Raw genomic sequence first — 19,093 nt, 5'->3', positions numbered from 1 at the left:
GCTAGAGATCGACGATGTATGCGCAGGTGGCGTCGTCGTAGGTCTTGCCGCGTGGCCAGCGGTGGCCGTGGGGGTCGGAGTGCTCTGCTGTACGGACCTGGTGGATGAGTGCGTCGGGGCCGTGCTGGTCAAGCAGGTCGAGGGCCTGTCGCCAGGTGGCGAGGTGGAAGCGGTCGACCAGGCGGGATGCGCCGTCGCTCAGGAGCACAGCTGCGCGGATCTGGTCGGCGGGGACGTTGCCTGATAGGGCTTGTTCGGCGGCGAGGGGTTCGGTGGCGGCGACCCAGAAGCCGCCGCCGTGGTTGCGGTGGGCGCGCATGGCTTCGACGTACTCGCGGTGGGCCTGGACGTGTTCGGGGCTGCCGGAGTCGAGGGCGTCCATGGCTGCGCGGTAGCGGGCTCCGATCTGCGCTTCGCGGTCGTCGGTGATCACCACTGGCTCTGCCGTACCGATGACGTCCAGGACGAGGGTCGAGTCCGCCAGGACGAGCCATTCCAGAGTGCTGGCCGTACGGCGGAGCATGATCACCGTTGCGGACGGGGAGCCGGGATGGCCTAGATCGCACGTGCCGTCATGGAGAGATGCGGCGGCCTTGATGCCGTCGCTGAGTAGTTCGGTGAGGTTGTCTGCGCGTTGGGTCATGGAGGCGAGGAGGGTGGAGCCGAGGGTGTGGGAGTACCAGGCGACGCCGTGGGTGCAGCCGGACTCGGAGCCTGGGGGAGTGCCTGCACCGTCGAGGAGTACGGCGATGCCGGACGCGGTGGCGACGTAGTCCTCGTTGGCGCGGCCGGGCGCCGGCGCTGTGGCGAAGGTGGCGTGCACCTTTTCCTCCTCGTCGTAGTGGTAGAGCGAACCCTGCCAGTTCGGACCTGACTGGTTCCCCGGTCGTGGGGTCGTAGTCCACGCGTACGACCGGTCTCGCCGATCCTCCTCACCCGCCGTTGATGGATCAAGGGGCGGGGCCGCTAAGCGCTGCGCTCGGACGCACGCTGCTTGTGCGGCCTGGGGGCCGTTCTCGGGCCGCTTCCACACGACGACACCGAACCCCTCTTCCGATACCGTCACAGGATGGACGACGACGATGCCTTCATCTACTCGTCGTCGAGCGACGACGCACTTCTCGTCGCGAGCGGTATCGCGCTGTTGCTGCTGCTCCTCCCCACCGTCATCTGGCTGACTGTGACATTGCTGCGCGGCCGTAAATAGCGCCTCCGGCGGCGACCTCAGGCTCAGAGAAGGTCGCGATAACCCACCAGGCGGTCAGGTGGCCGAGGTGGAGTTGAGCCTTGTGGCTGGGTAGCGAGCGTGGTGCGACGCGGTGCCTGAGGAGACATAGTCAGGTCAGGTAGTCGTGGGCGCGGGCGAAATCGTTGGACCAGGGCTCCGTGTGGTCTCGTTCGAATGCCTTGTACAGGCGTTCGCGGATCACGTCTCGGCGCAACCAGTTGATGACCTGGGTTGGGAGTGTGGGGTCGTGGATCCAGGCTTCCACCAATGAGGCCAGGTGGCGGTCGGGGGCTATGCCTTGGGTGTTGTCCCACTCCTTGAGGAAGTCGTCCGCTTCTACGGTGCTCAGGAAATCGGATGCGTTGCTCAAGCTGCCGAGCTTTGCGGGGTAAGTGGTCAGCAGGGTTCGCCACACCGCCATCAGGTAGTCGTCGATTGCCTTCTGTTCGGCTGTTGGCCAGGTTCGCCAGTGTTCTTGGGTGAGTTTGGCCATGACCATGCTCGGGTCCAGCTCATAGCCAACAGTTAGGCGTTCAAGCAGCAAGGGGACGAAGCTTTTCACGTCGTCGCTGGTTCCTACGGTGTTTCCCAGGCTGATGGTCAGGGAGAAAAGGTCGTGGTCGTCCACGGTCACCGAGCCTCGGCAGTGTGGGCAGCCTTCGAGTACGGCTCGGCGTGGGTAGCGGGCGAACGCTTCGCGCAGTCGTTCCAACGCCTTCTCCACTCGCCGAGTGTCGCACCCTCGTGGGAGGCTTGCGGGTGTGAATCAGCCGGAGAAGCCGTCGCGGCGGATCGATCCGCCGTATGACCCGCAGGGGATCGACGCGACCTACGCGTTCGGCACGGTGGCGCTTGTGCTCGGGCTCGTGCTCTGTGGCGGGGCGCTGGTGGTTGGTGATGGTGAGCCGCCGTGGCAGGTTCTCGGGGTCTTCGCGCTCGTGACGGTCACCGGGCTGGCCCTGCGCCTGGAAGCGGCTCTCCAGCGGAAATGAACCCCGCGTAGGGATCTTGTGTAGGGGTTGTGCAGATCCGGAAATCACCGGCCGCCGTGCGCGAAGGTGGGGCGGTGCCTCGTTTTCAGATGTCCATGGCCGCCGCCGGCTGGCTCCTCCTCGGAGGTGTCGAGTTCTTCTGGCTTCCGATCACCAGGGAGCTGACGTTTCTCTCCCTGCTGATCCTCGTGTTCGCCTGGCTGTGGGTGATCGTGTGGAACGCGAAGGTGTGGCTCTCCTTTCTCAGGCTTAAGCAATACGCCTTCTTCATCGGTGCGCTCATCGTCGGGACAGGCCTGGGCGCCTTCGTCAGGACAGCCGACTGGAACACCGCATTCGTGCAGACGAACTTCTGGCTCCACCGCGACTCCTTACGCCACCTCGCCGAGGATTTCGACAACGGCCGCCCCCTGACCGTCCCCGCGTGGATGGGCTGGTTCACCATGAACGGCGAGGTACGGCCCCAAGGAAACACGCTCTATCTCCCCGTCTGGGAGGACTGGCGGGCGGAGACGGGCGTGGGTATCGCCTACCGCCCGCAAGGCGTCCTCCAGACCGCAGCGGGCGATCTCGGCCATGCGCGATGGGAACTCGGGGACGGATGGTGGTGGGTCCAATAGGCTGCGGCGTGTGCGAGATGTGACCGTCGTCGTCCGCTACCGCAAAGCCGTGACGTACGGCATCCACGCCCTCCTGGCCGCCCTGCAATCCGCGAAAACACCGTGCGAACTCCGCTTCGGCACCACGCCTGAAGAAACCGCCAAGCACATCGCGGAAGCCACCACGGACGAGGTCCTCGTCCTCTGGTCGTTCTACTCTCCCGACGCCGAAGCCATGGCCGCCGAGCTGAACACCATCGAAAAGCGAGAAAACGCACGGCACATAGCGGGCGGGGTACATGCGACCGCAGAACCCCAACACGTCCTGGACCAGGGCTGGGATCTGGCGGCGATAGGCGAGGGCGAGTCCACGATCATCGCTCTGGTCACCGCGCTGAGGGAAGGGACCGAGCTCACCGAGGTCCCAGGTCTGGCGATCAAGGACGGTGACGGCACGGCTCTGCGCACACCGCCGGCGCCCCAACTGCCGCTCGACGCCTTCAACTCCTTCCCCACGCAGAAGAACGGGCCGATCGAGATCACCCGCGGGTGCCGCTACACGTGCCGCTTCTGCCAGACCCCGTTCATGTTCGGCGGCCAGTTCCGCCACCGCTCGGTCAAAAGCGTCCGCGAGCACGTCGTGCAGATGGGCCTGCGTGATGTCCGCTTCATCACCCCCACCTCGATGTCGTACGGCTCAGCCGGACCGGACCCCGACCTCCACGCGGTCGAAGAACTCCTGGACACGGTCAAGGAAGCGCTGCCACCCAACGGCCGGGTGTTCTTCGGCAGCTTCCCGTCGGAGATCCGCCCCGAGCACGTCACCCCCGAGGCGATGCGGCTGCTCAAGCGCTACGTCGCCAACGACAACATCATCATCGGCGCCCAGTCCGGTTCCGACCGCATCCTGAAGAGCTCGGGCCGAGGTCACGGCGCCCAGCCGGTCCGCGACGCCGTACGGATCGCCCTGGAGTACGGCTTCCGCCCGAACGTCGACTTCATCTTCGGCATGCCGGGCGAGGAGGCGGCCGACCAGGCGGAGTCGCTACGGCTGGCCGAGGAGCTGGTGGAGATGGGCGCGCGCATCCACACGCACACGTTCATGCCGCTGCCCGGCACCCCGTGGCGGGATGCGGCTCCGGCGTTCATCCCGCTGGAGACGATGCGCGACCTCGACCGCCTGGCCCAGCGCGGCGACGCGTACGGCCACTGGCGCAAGCAGGCGGAACACTCGGCGCGCCTCGCCGAGACCGCCAAGGCCTACCCCCGCCGCACCCGGCGCCGCCGTACGGGCTAGATCGTTGATGTGAAATTCGGGTCAGTGGTCGTAGGGGGTCAGGGACCGTTTCACGGGTGCGCCGGTGTTCCAGTTGTGCCAGATGACGGTGTTGAGGGCGAGGATGCGCTGGCTGATACGTGCCCAGAGGCCGTCGGTGTGGCGGGCGTTGTGGCGTTCGAGGCCGAGTTGGTTCTTCAGGGTCCAGATGATCGCTTCGATGCGTTGGCGTAGCCAGCCGGGGAACGGACGATGGGCGGGTTCGTCGTCACGGGTTGGCCGGATCAGCGGGTGGCCCAGGTCGGCGGCGGCTTTCTCGATGCCGGCGCCGGCGAAGCCCTTGTCGCAGACGATCGGGCAGGGCCCGGGCGCGATTGGGTGGATGTGCAGCAGGTGAAGAGCCTGTTTGCGTTCGTCGAGTTCTTTGGGGCAGGCCAGGCTGAAGGCGGTCACCGCGCCGTCGGCGGTGGTGATCAGCATCAGTTTGGCGCCCCAGTAGAAGGCGTGGTGGGACTTGTCCATGCCGTATCCGGCGATCTCGCCCAGGGCGGAGCGGTTGACCGTCACTCGTGAGGCGCCGCAGCGAACCGGGGTACCGTCCATCAGCCTGAGTGGTTCGTGCCAGGTCGGGATCTGGCGGGCCAGCCATAACGCCGCCGCCGACATCTGCGGGCCCAGGCCGCGCAATTGCCGGTTGTAGACGGCCTGGGACGGCAGCCGCGGGAACAGATGACCGATCCGGGCCGCGGCCGTCCGCAGCCAGTAGCGCTCTTGATCGCAGCGCAGCAGCACCTGCGCCACCGCCACGACCACCGCTTCGGCCGGGGTCAGCACCGGCGGCCGGCCCCGCCGTCGCGGGCCTTGCCGGGAAGGCATGACGTGATCGTCCAGATGCACGTAGAGTGCGATCAGAAGGGCGTCTAGGTCAGTTCTCACACACCGACCATGGACGCCCTTCGACATGTCCGCAGCCAATCACGCATTTCACATCAGCGATCTAGGCCGTCATGCACGAGGAGCACATGGGGATGCCGTCGGCGGAACCGGTGGCGATCCCGGTGCAGACGCCCGGCTGGTCCTCGTGCCGGAAGCAGAGGCACTGGCAGGAGTCCGTCTCGGGCGGAACGTCCAAGGAGGGCGACGGCTCAGAGGGCTCTTCGAGGAGGTCCAGCGCGCGTTCCAGCATCCCGCTGAACGGGCGGAAGATCTCGGTCACCGTGTTGACCAGCGGGCCGAAGATTTCGGACGCCTCGCGGAAGAGGTCGTCCTGCAAGGTTGACGGTTTTTCCACCTGTGGAGGGGCCCAGCGCATCGAGTCGGCGCTCAGCCCCTCCCAGTCGTCGACGACGCCGTCGATGGCGTCGAGGACGTGGTCGGGATCGCTCGGCATATTGCCACGGTAACTCCACCAAATCCCGGAAAACACCGTGGTGGCGTAGCAAGCCTTCCACCTGAAGGGTGGGACGGTCTGTTTCGTGTCGAAGCATGTCGAGGCTGCCGCCCTGTCGCTGAAGGGGCCGCAGGGCTGGGTTTACCGTGGTGTCTCGTTCGCCGCGGAGCAGGGCAGCCTCGTTGCCGTGGCCGGGGCGTCGGGCAGCGGCCGCACGAGCCTGCTGCTCACGCTGGCCGGCCGGATGAAACCAACCCAAGGTACGGTCACCGTCGCGGGCCAGGTGAAACCGCGGCGCATCCACAAGGTGGCGGCGCTCGCCGTACTCCCCGGGGTCAATGACCTGGAGGCGCGCCTCACCGTGGGCGAGCACGTCAGTGAGCGGCTCACCGGGCAGGGCTGGATGCTGCCGAAAACGACCAGAAGCCGCATGACGGAAGCGCTCAAAGCCGTAGGCCTGGACCTCGACCCGAAGATGACGGCGGATGAGCTCGACCCGGTGCAGATCATCCACTTCGGGGTCGCGCTGGCGCTGCTGGAGCGGCCCGAGGTGGTGCTGGTCGACGACGTCGGCAGGGGCGTCACAGCGGACCGCCACGCTGCGGTGTGGGAACCGCTCACACGGCTCAGCCAGACGGTGATCGCCGCCTGCGTGGACCCGCCGCCCAACGCCACCCAGGTCGTCACGTTGCCGCTGGACCGGGCATGAGCCCGGCGCTGGGGCTCGGGAGGTTCGAGCTGCGCAGGTTCGCGCGCAGCCGCCTGACCCGCGCGGCCATCGTCGCGATCGTGCTCATCCCGCTGCTCTACGCGGGGTTGTACCTGTGGGCGTTCTGGGACCCGCAGGACAACCTGAGCCGCCTCCCCGCGGCGCTCGTCATGCTGGACGAGGGCAGCCAGGGCCAGGAGCTGGCCGACGAGCTGATCGACAGGAAGATCTTCGACTGGCACGAGGTCTCGCCCGAGGAGGCGAACCTGGGCGTCGAGGAGGGCCGCTATTACGTCAGCCTCACCATCCCTGCCGACTTCACCCAGAAGGTCGAGTCGCCCAAGGACAAGGACGGCACGCCCGAGCCCGCATACCTGGACGTGCACATCGACCAGGGCCGTAGCTACCTGATCGAGACGATAGCCAAGGCCGTCTTCGCCGAGGTCCAGGCCAGCGCCGCGCACAGCGCCGTGAGCAAATACCTCGACAGCATCTTCGTCGCCTTCTCCAAGCTGCACGACTCGACGGGCGAGGCGGCCGACGGCGCGGGCAAGCTGGCCGACGGCTCCAGCAAGGCGTACGGCGGAGCAGGACAACTCGTCAACGGCCTGTCGTCAGCGCAAACCGGCACAAAGACGCTGCACGACGGGCTCGGCACAGCCAGTAAGGGAGCGGGAGCGCTGGCCACCGGGCTCGGCACCGCCAAGCAGGGCACGGGCGCCCTGGTGAACGGCGCGAACGCGCTCCAGCAGGGCGCCGGCAAGCTGCTCACCGGCCTGATCACGGCCAAGCAGGGCTCGGGCAAGCTCGCAGCGGGCCTGGGTACGGCGGGCAAGGGCGTGCGCAAGCTGGCCGACGGCGCCGCGCAGCTCGACAAGGGCGCGGCCCAGCTAGCGGCGGGCAACGCCGAGGTCTACTCGCAGGTGCACCGCCTGAGCGGCGTGGTCAACTCGGTCGCCGACGTGGCCGTGCCGTTCCTCAACAAGAACAGCAAGGACATCCAGCGGATGGCGCTGTTCGTCGCGGACGCCGCGGGTTTCCTGGCCGACTGCCTGGAGGACCTGCCGAACCGGGTGCACGCGGCCAGGCTCCGGGCCGACAAGGCGTACCAGGAGCTCAAGGCGTACATGGACGCCCATCCCGAGCTCGATCCGGCTTTGAAGGCGCTGCTCAAGGCGGCGGTCGACGCGGCGAAGAGGCTGAGCGAGCTGGCCGACTGGGTCGACGCGTTCGTCGGCGAGCATCTGGGCGAGCTCAAGGACTTCGAGAGGCGGGCGCTGGAGGTGGCGAGGCTGGCGCGGCTGCTCGCCGCCGAGGCGCCGACGCTCGGCAAGAAGCTGGAGGAGGCGCGCGACAAGTTCAACCAGCTCGACACGGGTCTGGGCAAGCTCGCCGCAGGTGCGGCCAAGCTGCACAAGGGCACCGGGCAGGCCGTCGCCGGGGTGATCAAGCTCGGCGAGGGCGTGGCCAAGCTGGAGGACGGCGCGGTCAAGCTCGACGGCGGCCTGGGCAAGCTCGCCACCGGCGCCGGCACCCTCGACAAGGGCATCGGCACCCTCGTCGGCGGAGTGACCAAGCTCGACAACGGGGTGGGCAAGCTGGTCACCGGCGCCGACCAGCTCGACGCGGGCCTCATCAAGCTGACGGCCGGCGCGGGCGAGCTCGACGCGGGACTCGCCAAGCTGTACGGCGGCGCCGTACAGCTCCAGGGCGGGCTGGGGGAGCTCGACAAGGGCGCGAACAAGCTCGCCGACGCGTTGCGCGACGGCCAGGACCAGATCCCCGACTACGACGCGACGGAGCGCTCCGAGCGCGCCGACATGATGAGCGACCCGATCAGGGTGAACACCAGGATCGACGACCCCGTGCCCAACTACGGCACCGGGTTCGCGCCCTACTTCCTGCCGCTCAGCCTGTGGGTCGGCGCGATGATCACCTACATGCTGCTGCGCCCGCTCAACCCGCGCGTCGTCGCCAGCGCCACGCCGAGCTGGCGGGCGGCGCTCGCCGGGTGGCTGCCCGCGGCCGGGCTCGGCGTGCTGCAGGTGGGCGCGATCTCTGCCGTGCTCAAGTGGGGGCTCGGGCTGCACGTGCAGAACTGGCCGGGCATGCTGGCGCTGCTCGCGCTCGCCTCAGCCGCGTTCATGGCCCTGGTGCAGGCGGCCAACGCGCTGCTCGGGCCGGTGGGCAAGGTGGTGGCGCTCGCGGTGCTGATGCTGCAGCTCACCTCGGCGGGAGGCACGTATCCGGTGGAGACGTCCGCCGAGTTCTTCCAGGCGATCTCGAAGTGGCTGCCGATGTCGTGGGTGGTCTCGGCGCTGCGCAGGCTGATCAGCGGCGGGTACGTCGTGCCCGTCTACCAGGCGGCCGGGGTGCTGGTGCTGTTCCTGGCGCTCGGGCTGGTGTGCTCGACCATCGCGGCGCGCAAACGGCGCATGTGGAGCGTGACCCGGCTCCACCCGGTGTTGTCCCTCTAGGACACGGAGATGCCGACGCCGCCCCTGGTCTGCCCGCCGTACCGCGCCTTCTCGGCCGCCAGGTCGAGCGGCTGGATGCCCTTGCGCGCGGTCAGGACGTCGTCGGTGATCAGCGCGGCGGGCACCAGCCAGGAGACCTCGAACTCGAGCCCGTCGGGGTCCTTGGCGTACAGGGCCTTGGTGGTGGCGTGGTCGGAGGCGCCGACGAGGGCGTCGAGCTCGCTCAGCTTGAGCGCGATGCGCTCCAGCTCGTCGAGCGTGTCGACCTCCCAGGCCAGGTGGTAGAGACCGACGCTGGTACGGCCGGCCGTCGTGGGGCCCGCCTGGTCGCCGATCTGGAACAGCCCCAGGTCGTGGTCGTTGTTGGACCCCTCCGCCTGGAGGAACGCGGCGCCCTGCATGCCCATCACGACCTCGAAGCCGAGGGCCTCGCGGTAGAAGGCGACGCTGCGCTCGACGTTCCTGACGTACAGGACCGCGTGGTTGAGCCGCTGGACCGGCATGATTCACTCCCTAAGTGTTTGAACTCTCAAGTACTATACCTCCATGACGCGGTGGCTGGATGATGACGAGCAACGCGCGTGGCGCAATTTCCTGGCGGCCACGCAGCTGGTGAACGAGGCCCTCGACCGGCAGTTGCAGCGCGAGGCGGGGATGCCGCACACCTACTACATGATCCTCGTGGCCCTCTCCGAGACCCCGGGGCGCTCCATGCGCATGAGCGACCTGGCCGTACGCGCCCAGTGCTCGCAGAGCCGCCTCTCGCACGCGGTCAACCGCCTGGAGGAGCGCGGCTGGGTCGAGCGCGCCCCCTGCTCCAGCGACCGCAGGGGATTCGTGGCCCACCTCACCGACGAGGGTTTCGCCGCCCTGGAGGCCGCCGCGCCCGGCCACGTCGAGGAGGTACGGCGCAGCCTCTTCGACGCGCTCACCCCCGCTCAGGTGCGCAGCCTTGACGAGATCTGTACGGCGGTGCGGAACACGCTGGAGTCGTAGCGCGAAAACTGTCGGCGGCTCGTCGTAGCGTGACCCCGGGAAGCCGAATGAGGAGACGGGGAAGATGACGGATCTCGATACTGCGCTGTTCAGGGCGGTTCACGGTGTTGCCGCACGATACGCGGGCCAGCCCGTGCCGGTGGTGGTCGACGCGCTGCTCAGATATGTGCCCAAGGCCCCAGGGGTGGCCGAGTCCGAGATCCTCCGCATCGCCGAGGAGATCAGCGTGGGCCGCGACCCTTCCGGCCTGTAGCAGCCCTTAGTCCGCGACCAAGGGAGGTGCCCGGTGGCTGTCGCCGGGCACCGCCGGGGGGACCAGCCCTGGGCTCTCCCACGGCGCGAGCAGGGCCCCAGGCGTCCACTCCAGCACCCCGCTGAAGTCGGCCACACCTCCGTTGAACGTCACGGAGCGGAGATCCAGCGACCCGCCGCTCACCTCGGCCCCGTCGAACGACAGCCGCCCCCCGGACAGCCACGCCCCGCGGAACCCGACGCTCGCCCCCTCGAAACACGCCCCCTCGAACAGCAGGTCGCCCCCGGTGAACTCGGCGCCGGCGAACGACACAGAACCTGCCGAGAACCGCGCGTCGGCGAACGAGGACGACCCTGACGGGAAACACGCCTGCCGGAAGGAGATCTCGCTACCGGTGAACGCGGCGTGAGCGAAGGAGACCTCCGCCCCTGCCACCCTCGCGCTGTCGAAGCAGACCCGCCCCCCGCTGAACCCGGCGCGCTCGAACTGGATCGCCCCGGCGGCGAACCTGCAGTGGTCGAAGCGCACGTCCGCCCCGCCGAAGGAGGCGTCGGCGAACCCCGTCGCCGTGCCGAAGAACTGCACGCCCTTGAACGACAGCAGCCCCCCGGCCAGCGACGCCGGTCAGCCAGAGGCCGCCGACGACCACGGCCGCCAGGGTGAGTGCGGCCAGCGTGAAGGTCACCGTGAGGGCAAGCGAGATGGGGACGAGCCGTAGGTCGGACCGCCGGGAAGGCAGGCGTCTGTCCACGTCCTGAGCTTACGATGGTCAAGAGCGCGTGGGCGGGAGATGGCGTGGATCTGGCAGTCGACGTCCGCATCGAGGGACGGCTGGCCTTTGTCACCCCGGTGGGCGAGATCGACGTCTACACGGCGCCCAAGCTGCGTGAGGTGCTGATCACACTGTTCAACAAGGCAGCGCCCAAGATCTGCGTCATCGACATGACCCGGGTCGAATACCTCGACTCGACGGGCATGGGCGTGCTCGTCGGCGGCCTGAAGCGGGCCTGGGCGCGCGGCTCGGAAGTCGCGCTGATCCGGCCCTCGGAGCGGGTGATGAAGCAGTTCCGCATCACCGGGCTGAGCAGGGTCTTCCCGATGTACGGCTCCGCCGACGAGGTGCGCGCGGACAGGCGCTGGGTCAACTGGGAGCGATCCGCCGATGCCCTGCTCGACGAGGAGGCAGCCGTCATCGGCTTCCCCATCTGGATCTACGTGCCCGACCGGGATCTCGTCAGGGCGGTACTCACCGCCCTGGAGCACCTCATCCCCGCCTTCGAGCTGGAGATCGTCTACAGCTCGCGGCTCGGCCTGCGCTACGGCAGGGAGCTCGGCGCGCGCAGGCGGAGCGGGTCGCTGCCCGATTCGGCGAGCGCGACCGAGCAGTCCGCCCTGCTCCGCGCCGCCCTGGAGGGAACCGCGAACGGGCTGACCCAGTGGCAGGAGGTGGCGGCGACCAGCCTGGTGAAGCTCCTGCGCGGAGGCAGTCAAGCCGTCGTCCAGGTCGGCTCGCTGATGATCGTCAAGTTCAGGGGTCACCTGGAGGTCCGCAACCTGACCCAGCCCGAGCTGCGCCACTGGTACGACCGCCAGGACCTCAAGATGAATCCGGAAGCGGCGATGGCGACCCTGCGCACGCCGCCCACCCCCGCCGAGATGCGGGCGGCCCGGTTGACCGCGGAGACGATGGAGATCATCGAGCGCGGGTGGTACGTCAACGGTGACGGGGAGCAGGTCGAGCTCGGCGAGAAGACCGACCAGGTAGTGGTCCGCGAGGAAGGCACAGTGCGCAAGAGCTGGAGGCGTACAAAGGCCGTCACGCGCGTCGAGGTGGTCGAGGAGACCACACTCCAGGCGGCGGCCAGGCTGGGCGATGGGGTGCTCGTGCTCAACTTCGCCGCGCCAGGACCGCTCGGAAACGGGTTCACCGGGGGTGAGCACGCGCAGGAGACGAGCCTCGTCCGTGCGACCACGTTGCACCTGTCGCTGCGCGCCGCGAGCGCCTTCTACGCCGTCCAGGACGCGAAGGTGGCCCCGCTCTACCGCCATCACGTCGCCTACTCGCCGGTGGTGCGCGTCTTCAGGGACGACGACGGCGCCCTGCTGGCCGAGCCGTACACCGTGTCCGTGCTCTCGGCGGTCGCGCCTGGGGCCGGGCCACCGCGCAAAGAGAACCTGCACGAGACGCTCGTCGAGCGGATCTGGCACCTCCTGGCGGTCGCCCAGGAGTACCGCCACCGCACGCTCGTGCTGGGCGCCTGGGGGTGCGGCGGGGCGGGGAACGATCCCGCTGTGATCGCCGAGGCCTTCCGCGCGCGGCTGGAGGGCGCGCCGTTCGAGCGGGTGGTCTTCGCCGTGGTCGGGGAGCCGGCCCTGAGTGCTTTCCGCAGGGTCTTCCGGGGTTGACTCAGGGTTCCGCCTGATGTTTCGAACGCCCTCCAGCGGGAGGGTAGAGGTATGAAGCAGGTCAGGCGCACGTATCCGCTGATCGCCCTCGGGGCGATCGTCTTCTCGGTGATCGCGGTGGTTGTCGGCCAGTTCGGCCCCGACTCCTACCTCGACCCCATGAACATCACCATCAGCGAATACGCCGTGTCCGACCGGGGTGGCATCACCGAGGTGGCGATGGCGGTGCTCGGCCTCGGGTTGCTGGCGCTGCTGCAGGGGTTGCGCAACGCGGGCGCGCCGATCAAGGGCGCGCCGGAGAAGCTGCTCATGGTCTGGAGCGTGGCGCTCATCGTCGCCGCACTGGTCCCCACGACGCCCATCGGCTTCGACCTCGACCTGACCGCGCAGATCCACCGCTACGTCTCCGTCGCCGCCTTCGTCAGCCTCCCGCTGGCCGGCGCGATGCTGGTGCCCCGGTTCAACGCGGACGCCCGCTGGAAGGCCGTCGCGAGGCCGGTGGAGTGGCTGGCGCTGGCGGGCGGGTTCGGGCTGCTGGCGATCACCTACGTGGCCATGCCCGGCGACCGGGTGATGATCGGGCTGGTGGAGCGGGTCCTGCTGGGCGCCGAGGTGGCGCTGCTCGGGGCGCTGGCCGTACGGCTGGTGCAGCTGACCTGGCAGCAGAGCATCAGCCTCCACTTCATGAGATATCCCCGCATTTCTCACGAATAGATCACAATCTCTGGCGTATCAGTGCTATCCTCTCCCGCGATCTTCTATCCGGGAGCGGGTGTCATGGCATCGGGCAGATCCATCAGATTCAAGATCTCGGCGCTGCTCGTCATCCCGTTGATCTCCCTGGTCGCTCTGTGGGGATTCGCCGCTGGAACGACCTCTGGCGAGGCGTTCGGCCTGCTGAGGATCCAGACCATCTGGACCAGCGTGATCAACAACACCGACGCGCTCGTCGGTCAGTTACAGACGGAGCGCCTGGCCTCGGCCGAGCGGATGGCCGGCGTCCCCAAGGACCCGGCCGCCGTCGCCCAGGCCAGGGCGGGCACCGACAAGATCAGGAAGACGCTCACCGAGCAGGCGAACGCCGACGGCGTCCAGTCCGAGCTGAGTCCTGAGATGAAGACCCAGCTCACCGCGCTGTTCACGGCGATCGACCGGCTCGCGGTGATCAGGCGGCAGGTCGACGACGGCGGGATGACCCCGGGCAAGCTCGTCAGCGAGTACGCCACGGTCTCCGACGCCGTCCACCGCCTCTACGCCACCTTCGCGCTCAGCACGGACGTCGACCTCTACCGCCAGGCCACCGGCCTCATCGCCGCCGACCAGGTGCGCGAGCTGCTCAGCCGCGAACACGCGCTCGTCGTGGCGGCCAACGGCAAGCTCGGCGACGAGGACACCAGGCTGCTGGCCAGGATCGACGGCGCCAGGACGTTCCTGCTGCCCAAGGCGCTGGGCGACCTCGACGATGAGCTGCGCGCGCCGTTCGTGAAGGCGACCACGTCCTCGCAGTACACGACGATGGAGACCTACCTCAACGGCTACGTCGCCGGCACCAGGACCCCGATCGAGCTGTGGCGCGGCACCGCTGACCCGGTGCTCAAGCAGTACGCCGAAGGCGTGTGGAGCACGGGCGACAAGCTGCTCGGCAGGATGAAGCCGGCCGGCATCGCGATCATCGCGCGGGCGGGCATCGCCGGCGTCCTCGGGCTCATCGCGGTCATCTTCTCCATCTTCGTCTCCATCCGCGTCGGCCGGGTGATCACCCGCGAGCTGGCCGGGCTCCGCCGTACCGCTCTGGACCTGGCCGAGGTGCGGCTGCCGCGCGTCGTCGACCGGCTGCGCAAGGGCGAGCAGGTCGACATCGACAGGGAGGCGCCCCCGATCGCGGTGGCCGACGGGTCCACGAGCGAGGTCACCGACCTCGCCAACGCCTTCGACACCGTCCAGCGCACCGCCGTGGACGCGGCCGTCGAGCAGGCCAGGCTGCGCGAGAGCATCGCCGAGGCGCTGCGCAACCTGGCCAGGCGCAGCCAGGGCCTGGTGCAGCGCCAGCTCAAGCTGCTGGACGACATGCAGCGCGACACCGAGGACCCGGAGGCGCTGGAGCGCCTGTTCAGGCTCGACCACCTCACCACCCGCATGCGCCGCCACGCGGAGGGCCTGGTCCTCCTGTCCGGAGGTACGGCGGGCCGCAGGTGGCGCGGCACGATCCCGTTCGAGGACGTGCTGAGCGGGGCCGCCGCCCAGGTCGAGGAGTACACCAGGGTCAGGGTCTACCCGATGCCCGAGTGCGGCGTGTCCGGCGCGGCCGTGGCCGACCTCATGCACCTGTTCGCCGAGCTGATCGAGAACGCCACCACGTTCTCCTCGCCGGGCAACGAGGTGTCGGTGCGCGGCGAGCTCGTCGGCAGGGGCTTCGCGGTCGAGATCGAGGACCGCGGCCTGGGCCTGACCGCCGAGGCCCGCCAGGCGATCAACGAGCGCCTGGCCGGGCAGCAGGTCTTCGACCTGGCCCACACCGAGCGGCTGGGCTTCGCCGTGGTCGGCATGCTGGCCGCCAAGCACCACGTGACGGTCACGCTCAAGCCCTCGCCCTACGGCGGCACCACGGCCATCGTGCTCGTGCCGTCCGCACTGATCGACGTGGCCCCGACCGCGCCGCCGGAGCGCGAGCTGGTCTCGGTCACCGTGATGCCCACCAGGCAGCCGGACCAGAACGGCGGCCTGCCGCGCAGGACCCGCACGGCGAAGCCGGTGGAGAACGCCGCGCCCAGACCGCTGGAGGCCGCTCCCACGCCCGAACGGGAGCTCCCCAGGCGCGTACGGCAGGCGAACCTGCCCCAACGACTCAAGCAGCCGCAAGAAGCCGTCCCTCAGGCGGAGGAGCGGTCACCGGAGGAGGCGAGGGCGCTGCTGTCCTCGCTGCAGTCCGGCTGGCAGCGTGGACGGCAGGACAGCGACCATGATGGGGGTTCCGACTCGTGAGCGGCGAGACCGAGTGGGTGGACGAGGAGGCGGGGCCGGTCGTGCGGCCCTACGCGATGACGCGCGGGCGGACCAGGACCGCGTCCACCGCGATCGACCTGCTGGCCGTGGTGGCCGCGACGGGCGTGCAGCCGCCGTCGCAGGCCGACCTGGGCAGCCAGCACCGCAGGCTGATGGGGCACCTCCCGCGTAACCAGAGCAAGCCGGTGGCCGAGCTCGCCTCCGTCCTCGGCCTGCCGGTGGGGGTCGTGCGGGTCCTCGTGGGCGACCTGCGCGACTACGGCCTGCTGCAGGTGCGCCCGCCGCAGGCGTCGGCGGTCACCCCGACGGAGAGCCTCCTCCGCGAGGTGATCAGCGGGCTCAGGGCGCTTTAGCTGGGCTCAGAGCGACCCAGCTGCGGCGCGCAGCGTCGCCATCTACTTAGTCAGCGTCCTGAGCGAGTGCTCGACCAGGGTGATCATCACTTCCTTGGCCGAGGCTCGCCTGCGCACGTCGGTCAGCAGCACCGGCACCTCGGGGTCGAGGTCGAGGGCGATGCGGACGTCGTCGATGCTGTGCTTGGCCGCACCGTCGAAGCAGTTGACCGCCACCACGAACGGGGTGCCGCGCTGCTCGAAGTAGTCGATCGAGGGGAAGCAGTCGGTGAGCCGCCGGGTGTCGGCGATCACTACGGCGCCCAGCGCGCCGTACGACAGCTCGTCCCACATGAACCAGAAGCGCTCCTGCCCCGGCGTGCCGAACAGGTAGACGACCAGACCCTCGCGGATCGTGATGCGGCCGAAGTCCATGGCCACCGTCGTGGTGGTCTTGGTTTCTACGCCGTCGAGGTCGTCGATGCCCACACCGCGGTCGGAGAGGACCTCCTCCGTCTTGAGCGGCTTGGTCTCGCTGATCGCGCCGACGAGGGTGGTCTTGCCCACCCCGAACCCACCGGCGACGAGGATCTTCAGCGCGACGGGGTCCTCAGAGAGCACGGAGTCCATTGATCACTTCCTTGAGAATGCGCTCACTCGGCCGCGGTGCCGCGGAGGAGGGCGACGACACCGAGAGGAGTCCTTGGTCACGCAGGTCGCCGATGAGGACGCGGACGACCCCGACCGCGAGGTCGAGTTCGACGGCCACGTCGGCGACGGAAATGGGGGAGCGGGCCACGCGCAGGATGTGCTCCTGCTCGGGCCCGAGGCCGGCGACCGGCACGCCGGTCGCCGTCACGGTGGCGATGAGGTCGAGGCCTTCGCCCGACGACCTGGTGCGCCCGTTGATGAGCGCGTAGGGCCGCACGATCGGCCCCGCGTCCTCGTCCATCCACCGTGGTTCCGTCATGACGCGGCCGTACGTGGACTGGTCGTGATGTGCTGGCCCACCCGCTTCACCAGCATCGCCATCTCGTAGGCGATGTGGCCGACGTCGGCGTCGGAGTCGGCCAGTACGGCGAGGCAGGTGCCCTGCCCGGCGGCGGTGACGAACATGAAGGCCGACTCCATCTCGACGATGGTCTGCCGCACGTCACCGCCGCCGAAATGGCGTCCAGCGCCTCGCGCCAGGCTCTGGAAGCCCGCCGCGACGGCCGACAGGTGCTCGGCGTCGTCACGGTGCAGGCCCTTGGAGAAGCCGACCACGAGGCCGTCCGTCGACAGGATGACCGCCTGCCGTACGGCTCCGACCCTTGTGGTCAAGTCGTCCAGCAGCCAGTTCAGCTCACCTGTGTTGGTCATGGGCGTGCTCATGCTTCCCCCTCGTCGTTGGATTCTTCTCTGGCGCGCCGCGTGCCCCGCTGGAAGGCGGAGAACAGGTCGCGCGCCTCTTCCGGCGAGCGTTCTTCACTGACCGGTGGCTCCGGCTCCGGTGCCTTGAGCTGTGGGGCGAGGTTGGCCTGCCGTACCCGCCTGGGGAGGCCGGCGTGGAACTCGCCGTTCACCACGGCGAGCGGGCGCGGCTGCGGCGGTGGCTGTTCCGCCTCGGCGAGCAGCTTGCGCGGGATGAGCACGATGGCCAGCGTGCCGCCGAAGGGGGAGGCGCGCATCATCACCTGGATACCGTGCCGTTCTGCGAGCCTGGCGACGACGAACAGGCCGAGCCTGTCGCTGTCGGCGAGGTCGAACTCGGGCGGGTCGGTCAGCAGCTTGTTGTAGGCGGCGTACTCGTCCGTGGTCAGCCCGAGCCCGCGATCCTCGATCTCGATGGCGTAGCCGTTGCTGACCGTGTCGCCGCGCACCTCGATGGCGGTGTCGGGAGGGGAGTAGATGGTGGCGTTCTCGACCAGTTCGGCGAGCAGGTGGGTGAGGTCGGCGGCAGCCGTGCCGTCGACGGCTCCCGGCGGCATCGTGTCGACGCTGACCCTGGTGTAGTCCTCGACCTCGGCGATCGCCGCCCTGACGATGTCGAGCGCGGAGACGGGCCTGCGCCACACGCGCCCAGGCGCGGCGCCGGACAGGATGATCAGGCCTTCCGCGTGCCTGCGCATGCGGGTGGTCAGGTGGTCGAGGCGGAAGAGCTCTTCCAGGCTGTCCGGGTCGTGGGTACGGCGCTGCATGCCGTCGAGCAGCGTGAGCTGGCGGTGCAGCAGTCCCTGCTTGCGCCGGGCGAGGTTGAGGAAGACCTGGGCGACGCCGCGCCGCAGGTTCGCCTGGCCGACGGCAGCCTGGACGGCGGTGCGCTGCACGGTGCCGAAGGACCGGGCCACGTCGACGATCTCGGTGGAGCCGCTGACGTTGATCGGCGGCGCCTCTGCCCTGACGTCGACCTCCTCGCCGGCCCGCAGGCGCTCGACGATGCTGGGCAGCCGCGCCTGAGCCAGGTCGAGGGCGGCCGAGCGCAGCCCGGCGAGCTCGCCGGACAGCCGCCTGCCGAAGCGGACGGAGATGATGATCGAGGCGACGACGGCGAGCAGGCCGACGCCGCCCGCGATGGCGATCCTGGTGTGCACGCTGCTCGCGACGTCGGCGGAGCGCGCGGCCAGGATCTCGTTGGAGGCGACGCCGATGCGGTCGAGCTCGGTGCTGACCTCGGCGAGGGTCTCCGTCCACCGGCGCCCGTCGTCCGGCGGCGCCCCGGTGGCGACGATGCGCCCCTCGGCGAGGGCGTAGGAGGCGAACTCCGGCCCGCCGAAGAGCTTGTCGTACGGCACGCGCAACGTGGCGTCGAGCGCCGACCTGGCCCGCGCGTGAAGGAACACCCGGGCTGAGACGTACTCGGCGAACGCGGCGACCTCGGCGTCCGTCATGGTGCGGTCGACCAGGGCGGCGCTGACGAGCGCGTTCTCCCTGGCGATGATCTCGCGGGCGCTGCCCATCGTCTGCAGCGCCGAGGCCTGCTGGAAGATCGGCAGGTCGGGCACGGTCGAGAGGTGGTCGTACAGGTGCAGCAGCGAGTCGAGCACCCGGTTGTACTCGTTGATCGCGCCGAGCCGCGAGCTCTGCCCGCCGTCGATGTCGGCGCGGATGCCGCTGAGCCTGCCGAGCTCGGCTCCGAGCGCGTCGAGCGAGCCGCGCAGGTCGGTGCCGACCGCGTCGCCCGCCTTCGTGACGGCCTTGTGGAAGGCGGTGACCGAGCGGTCGGTGCGGGCGCGCTGCTCGCCCAGGTCCTCGGTGAGCTTACGGGTGGTCACGGCCATCGCCGAGCGGGCACGCTCCGCCTGCAGCTGCGTTCCCAAGTCCGTGGAGGTGACGCCGATGGTCTCGTACAGGGTGTTGGCCTGGGACAGGGCCCGGCCGTCGCCCACGGTGAGGTTGAGGACGAAGCCCCACAGCGCGCTCAGGGACAGTAGAGGTAGAAGCAGCAACAAA

At 69.2% G+C, this 19,093-nt stretch carries 22 protein-coding genes; 12 read left to right on the top strand and 10 right to left on the bottom strand.

Annotation, left to right across the window (positions count from 1 at the left end):
• Position 1: 1 nt before the first annotated feature.
• Positions 2-823: a protein phosphatase 2C domain-containing protein gene (locus ACIBG8_RS44235; protein WP_397349270.1), complete on the bottom strand. Its 822-nt coding sequence runs from the start codon at positions 821-823 to the stop codon at positions 2-4.
• A 246-nt stretch (positions 824-1,069) separates the two neighbouring features.
• Here ACIBG8_RS44235 and ACIBG8_RS44230 point away from each other — a divergent pair, with 246 nt between their 5' ends.
• Positions 1,070-1,207: a hypothetical protein gene (locus ACIBG8_RS44230; protein ID WP_397349269.1), complete on the top strand. Its 138-nt coding sequence runs from the start codon at positions 1,070-1,072 to the stop codon at positions 1,205-1,207.
• A 130-nt stretch (positions 1,208-1,337) separates the two neighbouring features.
• Here ACIBG8_RS44230 and ACIBG8_RS44225 read toward each other — a convergent pair whose 3' ends face one another.
• A complete protein-coding gene (locus tag ACIBG8_RS44225; protein ID WP_397349268.1) occupies positions 1,338-1,952 on the bottom strand; it encodes a hypothetical protein in 615 nt (204 codons plus the stop codon).
• A 37-nt stretch (positions 1,953-1,989) separates the two neighbouring features.
• On the opposite strand from ACIBG8_RS44225, the gene ACIBG8_RS44220 reads away from it, so the two are divergent.
• The 3 genes from ACIBG8_RS44220 to ACIBG8_RS44210 all read left to right on the top strand — a co-directional run bounded on the left by ACIBG8_RS44220 (position 1,990) and on the right by ACIBG8_RS44210 (position 4,116).
• Complete coding sequence (locus ACIBG8_RS44220; protein WP_397349267.1) at positions 1,990-2,220, top strand: hypothetical protein; 231 nt, start codon at positions 1,990-1,992, stop codon at positions 2,218-2,220.
• A gap of 74 nt (positions 2,221-2,294) precedes the next feature.
• Positions 2,295-2,840, top strand: a complete 546-nt coding sequence (locus ACIBG8_RS44215) for a hypothetical protein (RefSeq protein ID WP_397349266.1) — start codon at positions 2,295-2,297, stop codon at positions 2,838-2,840.
• Between the two features lie 10 nt (positions 2,841-2,850).
• A complete protein-coding gene (locus ACIBG8_RS44210; protein WP_397349265.1) occupies positions 2,851-4,116 on the top strand; it encodes a TIGR04013 family B12-binding domain/radical SAM domain-containing protein in 1,266 nt (421 codons plus the stop codon).
• A gap of 21 nt (positions 4,117-4,137) precedes the next feature.
• On the opposite strand, the gene ACIBG8_RS44205 is transcribed toward ACIBG8_RS44210, so the two are convergent.
• Together ACIBG8_RS44205 and ACIBG8_RS44200 are read right to left on the bottom strand one after the other, a co-directional pair.
• Entirely contained in the window at positions 4,138-5,031 is an 894-nt protein-coding gene (locus tag ACIBG8_RS44205; protein WP_397349264.1) for a transposase, read from the bottom strand.
• 61 nt (positions 5,032-5,092) lie between these two features.
• Positions 5,093-5,485: a hypothetical protein gene (locus ACIBG8_RS44200; protein WP_397349263.1), complete on the bottom strand. Its 393-nt coding sequence runs from the start codon at positions 5,483-5,485 to the stop codon at positions 5,093-5,095.
• Between the two features lie 85 nt (positions 5,486-5,570).
• Here ACIBG8_RS44200 and ACIBG8_RS44195 point away from each other — a divergent pair, with 85 nt between their 5' ends.
• Together ACIBG8_RS44195 and ACIBG8_RS44190 are read left to right on the top strand one after the other, a co-directional pair.
• Positions 5,571-6,194: an ATP-binding cassette domain-containing protein gene (locus ACIBG8_RS44195; RefSeq protein ID WP_397349262.1), complete on the top strand. Its 624-nt coding sequence runs from the start codon at positions 5,571-5,573 to the stop codon at positions 6,192-6,194.
• Positions 6,191-8,671, top strand: coding sequence for a YhgE/Pip family protein (locus tag ACIBG8_RS44190; RefSeq protein ID WP_397349261.1), 2,481 nt, complete (start codon positions 6,191-6,193; stop codon positions 8,669-8,671). Before ACIBG8_RS44195 ends, ACIBG8_RS44190 begins: the two co-directional genes overlap by 4 nt.
• On the opposite strand, the gene ACIBG8_RS44185 is transcribed toward ACIBG8_RS44190, so the two are convergent.
• Positions 8,668-9,174 (bottom strand): VOC family protein, encoded by a 507-nt coding sequence (locus ACIBG8_RS44185; protein ID WP_397349260.1) that lies wholly within the window; start codon positions 9,172-9,174, stop codon positions 8,668-8,670. The genes ACIBG8_RS44190 and ACIBG8_RS44185 overlap by 4 nt on opposite strands.
• Positions 9,175-9,217: 43 nt before the next feature.
• Between ACIBG8_RS44185 and ACIBG8_RS44180 the strand changes: the two genes are divergently transcribed.
• Together ACIBG8_RS44180 and ACIBG8_RS44175 are read left to right on the top strand one after the other, a co-directional pair.
• Entirely contained in the window at positions 9,218-9,667 is a 450-nt protein-coding gene (locus tag ACIBG8_RS44180) for a MarR family winged helix-turn-helix transcriptional regulator (RefSeq protein ID WP_397349259.1), read from the top strand.
• 64 nt (positions 9,668-9,731) lie between these two features.
• Positions 9,732-9,920, top strand: coding sequence for a hypothetical protein (locus ACIBG8_RS44175; RefSeq protein WP_397349258.1), 189 nt, complete (start codon positions 9,732-9,734; stop codon positions 9,918-9,920).
• A 6-nt stretch (positions 9,921-9,926) separates the two neighbouring features.
• On the opposite strand, the gene ACIBG8_RS44170 is transcribed toward ACIBG8_RS44175, so the two are convergent.
• On the bottom strand, positions 9,927-10,505 hold the full coding sequence (locus tag ACIBG8_RS44170) for a hypothetical protein (RefSeq protein WP_397349257.1): 579 nt from the start codon (positions 10,503-10,505) through the stop codon (positions 9,927-9,929).
• Positions 10,506-10,715: 210 nt separating this feature from the next.
• Between ACIBG8_RS44170 and ACIBG8_RS44165 the strand changes: the two genes are divergently transcribed.
• The 4 genes from ACIBG8_RS44165 (at position 10,716) to ACIBG8_RS44150 (ending at position 15,682) form a co-directional block, all read left to right on the top strand.
• A complete protein-coding gene (locus ACIBG8_RS44165) occupies positions 10,716-12,326 on the top strand; it encodes a TIGR02452 family protein (RefSeq protein ID WP_397349256.1) in 1,611 nt (536 codons plus the stop codon).
• A gap of 51 nt (positions 12,327-12,377) precedes the next feature.
• Complete coding sequence (locus ACIBG8_RS44160) at positions 12,378-13,040, top strand: DUF998 domain-containing protein (RefSeq protein WP_397349255.1); 663 nt, start codon at positions 12,378-12,380, stop codon at positions 13,038-13,040.
• A 63-nt stretch (positions 13,041-13,103) separates the two neighbouring features.
• Positions 13,104-15,308 carry a nitrate- and nitrite sensing domain-containing protein gene (locus tag ACIBG8_RS44155; RefSeq protein WP_397349254.1) on the top strand — a complete coding sequence of 735 codons (2,205 nt, stop codon included), beginning with the start codon at positions 13,104-13,106 and terminating at the stop codon, positions 15,306-15,308.
• A complete protein-coding gene (locus ACIBG8_RS44150) occupies positions 15,305-15,682 on the top strand; it encodes a DUF742 domain-containing protein (RefSeq protein WP_397349253.1) in 378 nt (125 codons plus the stop codon). Before ACIBG8_RS44155 ends, ACIBG8_RS44150 begins: the two co-directional genes overlap by 4 nt.
• 42 nt (positions 15,683-15,724) lie before the next feature.
• Here ACIBG8_RS44150 and ACIBG8_RS44145 read toward each other — a convergent pair whose 3' ends face one another.
• The 4 genes from ACIBG8_RS44145 to ACIBG8_RS44130 are packed head-to-tail and all read right to left on the bottom strand — an operon-like array spanning position 15,725 to position 19,089.
• Entirely contained in the window at positions 15,725-16,291 is a 567-nt protein-coding gene (locus ACIBG8_RS44145) for a GTP-binding protein (protein ID WP_397349252.1), read from the bottom strand.
• Positions 16,272-16,631, bottom strand: coding sequence for a DUF742 domain-containing protein (locus tag ACIBG8_RS44140; RefSeq protein ID WP_397349251.1), 360 nt, complete (start codon positions 16,629-16,631; stop codon positions 16,272-16,274). The genes ACIBG8_RS44145 and ACIBG8_RS44140 overlap by 20 nt, the downstream gene beginning before the upstream one ends.
• Positions 16,628-17,035 (bottom strand): roadblock/LC7 domain-containing protein, encoded by a 408-nt coding sequence (locus ACIBG8_RS44135; RefSeq protein ID WP_397349250.1) that lies wholly within the window; start codon positions 17,033-17,035, stop codon positions 16,628-16,630. Before ACIBG8_RS44135 ends, ACIBG8_RS44140 begins: the two co-directional genes overlap by 4 nt.
• Entirely contained in the window at positions 17,032-19,089 is a 2,058-nt protein-coding gene (locus ACIBG8_RS44130; RefSeq protein ID WP_397349249.1) for a nitrate- and nitrite sensing domain-containing protein, read from the bottom strand. The genes ACIBG8_RS44135 and ACIBG8_RS44130 overlap by 4 nt, the downstream gene beginning before the upstream one ends.
• Positions 19,090-19,093: the final 4 nt, after the last annotated feature.

Origin of the sequence: Nonomuraea sp. NPDC050556, assembly GCF_044457355.1 — a bacterium.
In the GTDB taxonomy this organism is placed as follows: Bacteria; Actinomycetota; Actinomycetes; order Streptosporangiales; family Streptosporangiaceae; genus Nonomuraea.
The sequence above is the reverse complement of the archived record's forward strand: the minus strand, read 5'-3'. Positions and strand labels throughout refer to the sequence as shown.

Bases quoted from the DNA above. Each gene is read 5' to 3' on its own strand.
- ACIBG8_RS44230 (WP_397349269.1), top strand. From the start codon at position 1,070: ATGGACGACGACGATGCCTTCATCTACTCGTCGTCGAGCGACGACGCA.
- ACIBG8_RS44200 (WP_397349263.1), bottom strand. From the start codon at position 5,485: ATGCCGAGCGATCCCGACCACGTCCTCGACGCCATCGACGGCGTCGTC.
- ACIBG8_RS44190 (WP_397349261.1), top strand. From the start codon at position 6,191: ATGAGCCCGGCGCTGGGGCTCGGGAGGTTCGAGCTGCGCAGGTTCGCG.
- ACIBG8_RS44185 (WP_397349260.1), bottom strand. From the start codon at position 9,174: ATGCCGGTCCAGCGGCTCAACCACGCGGTCCTGTACGTCAGGAACGTC.
- ACIBG8_RS44180 (WP_397349259.1), top strand. From the start codon at position 9,218: ATGACGCGGTGGCTGGATGATGACGAGCAACGCGCGTGGCGCAATTTC.
- ACIBG8_RS44175 (WP_397349258.1), top strand. From the start codon at position 9,732: ATGACGGATCTCGATACTGCGCTGTTCAGGGCGGTTCACGGTGTTGCC.
- ACIBG8_RS44160 (WP_397349255.1), top strand. From the start codon at position 12,378: ATGAAGCAGGTCAGGCGCACGTATCCGCTGATCGCCCTCGGGGCGATC.
- ACIBG8_RS44155 (WP_397349254.1), top strand. From the start codon at position 13,104: ATGGCATCGGGCAGATCCATCAGATTCAAGATCTCGGCGCTGCTCGTC.
- ACIBG8_RS44145 (WP_397349252.1), bottom strand. From the start codon at position 16,291: ATGGACTCCGTGCTCTCTGAGGACCCCGTCGCGCTGAAGATCCTCGTC.
- ACIBG8_RS44140 (WP_397349251.1), bottom strand. From the start codon at position 16,631: ATGACGGAACCACGGTGGATGGACGAGGACGCGGGGCCGATCGTGCGG.
- ACIBG8_RS44135 (WP_397349250.1), bottom strand. From the start codon at position 17,035: ATGAGCACGCCCATGACCAACACAGGTGAGCTGAACTGGCTGCTGGAC.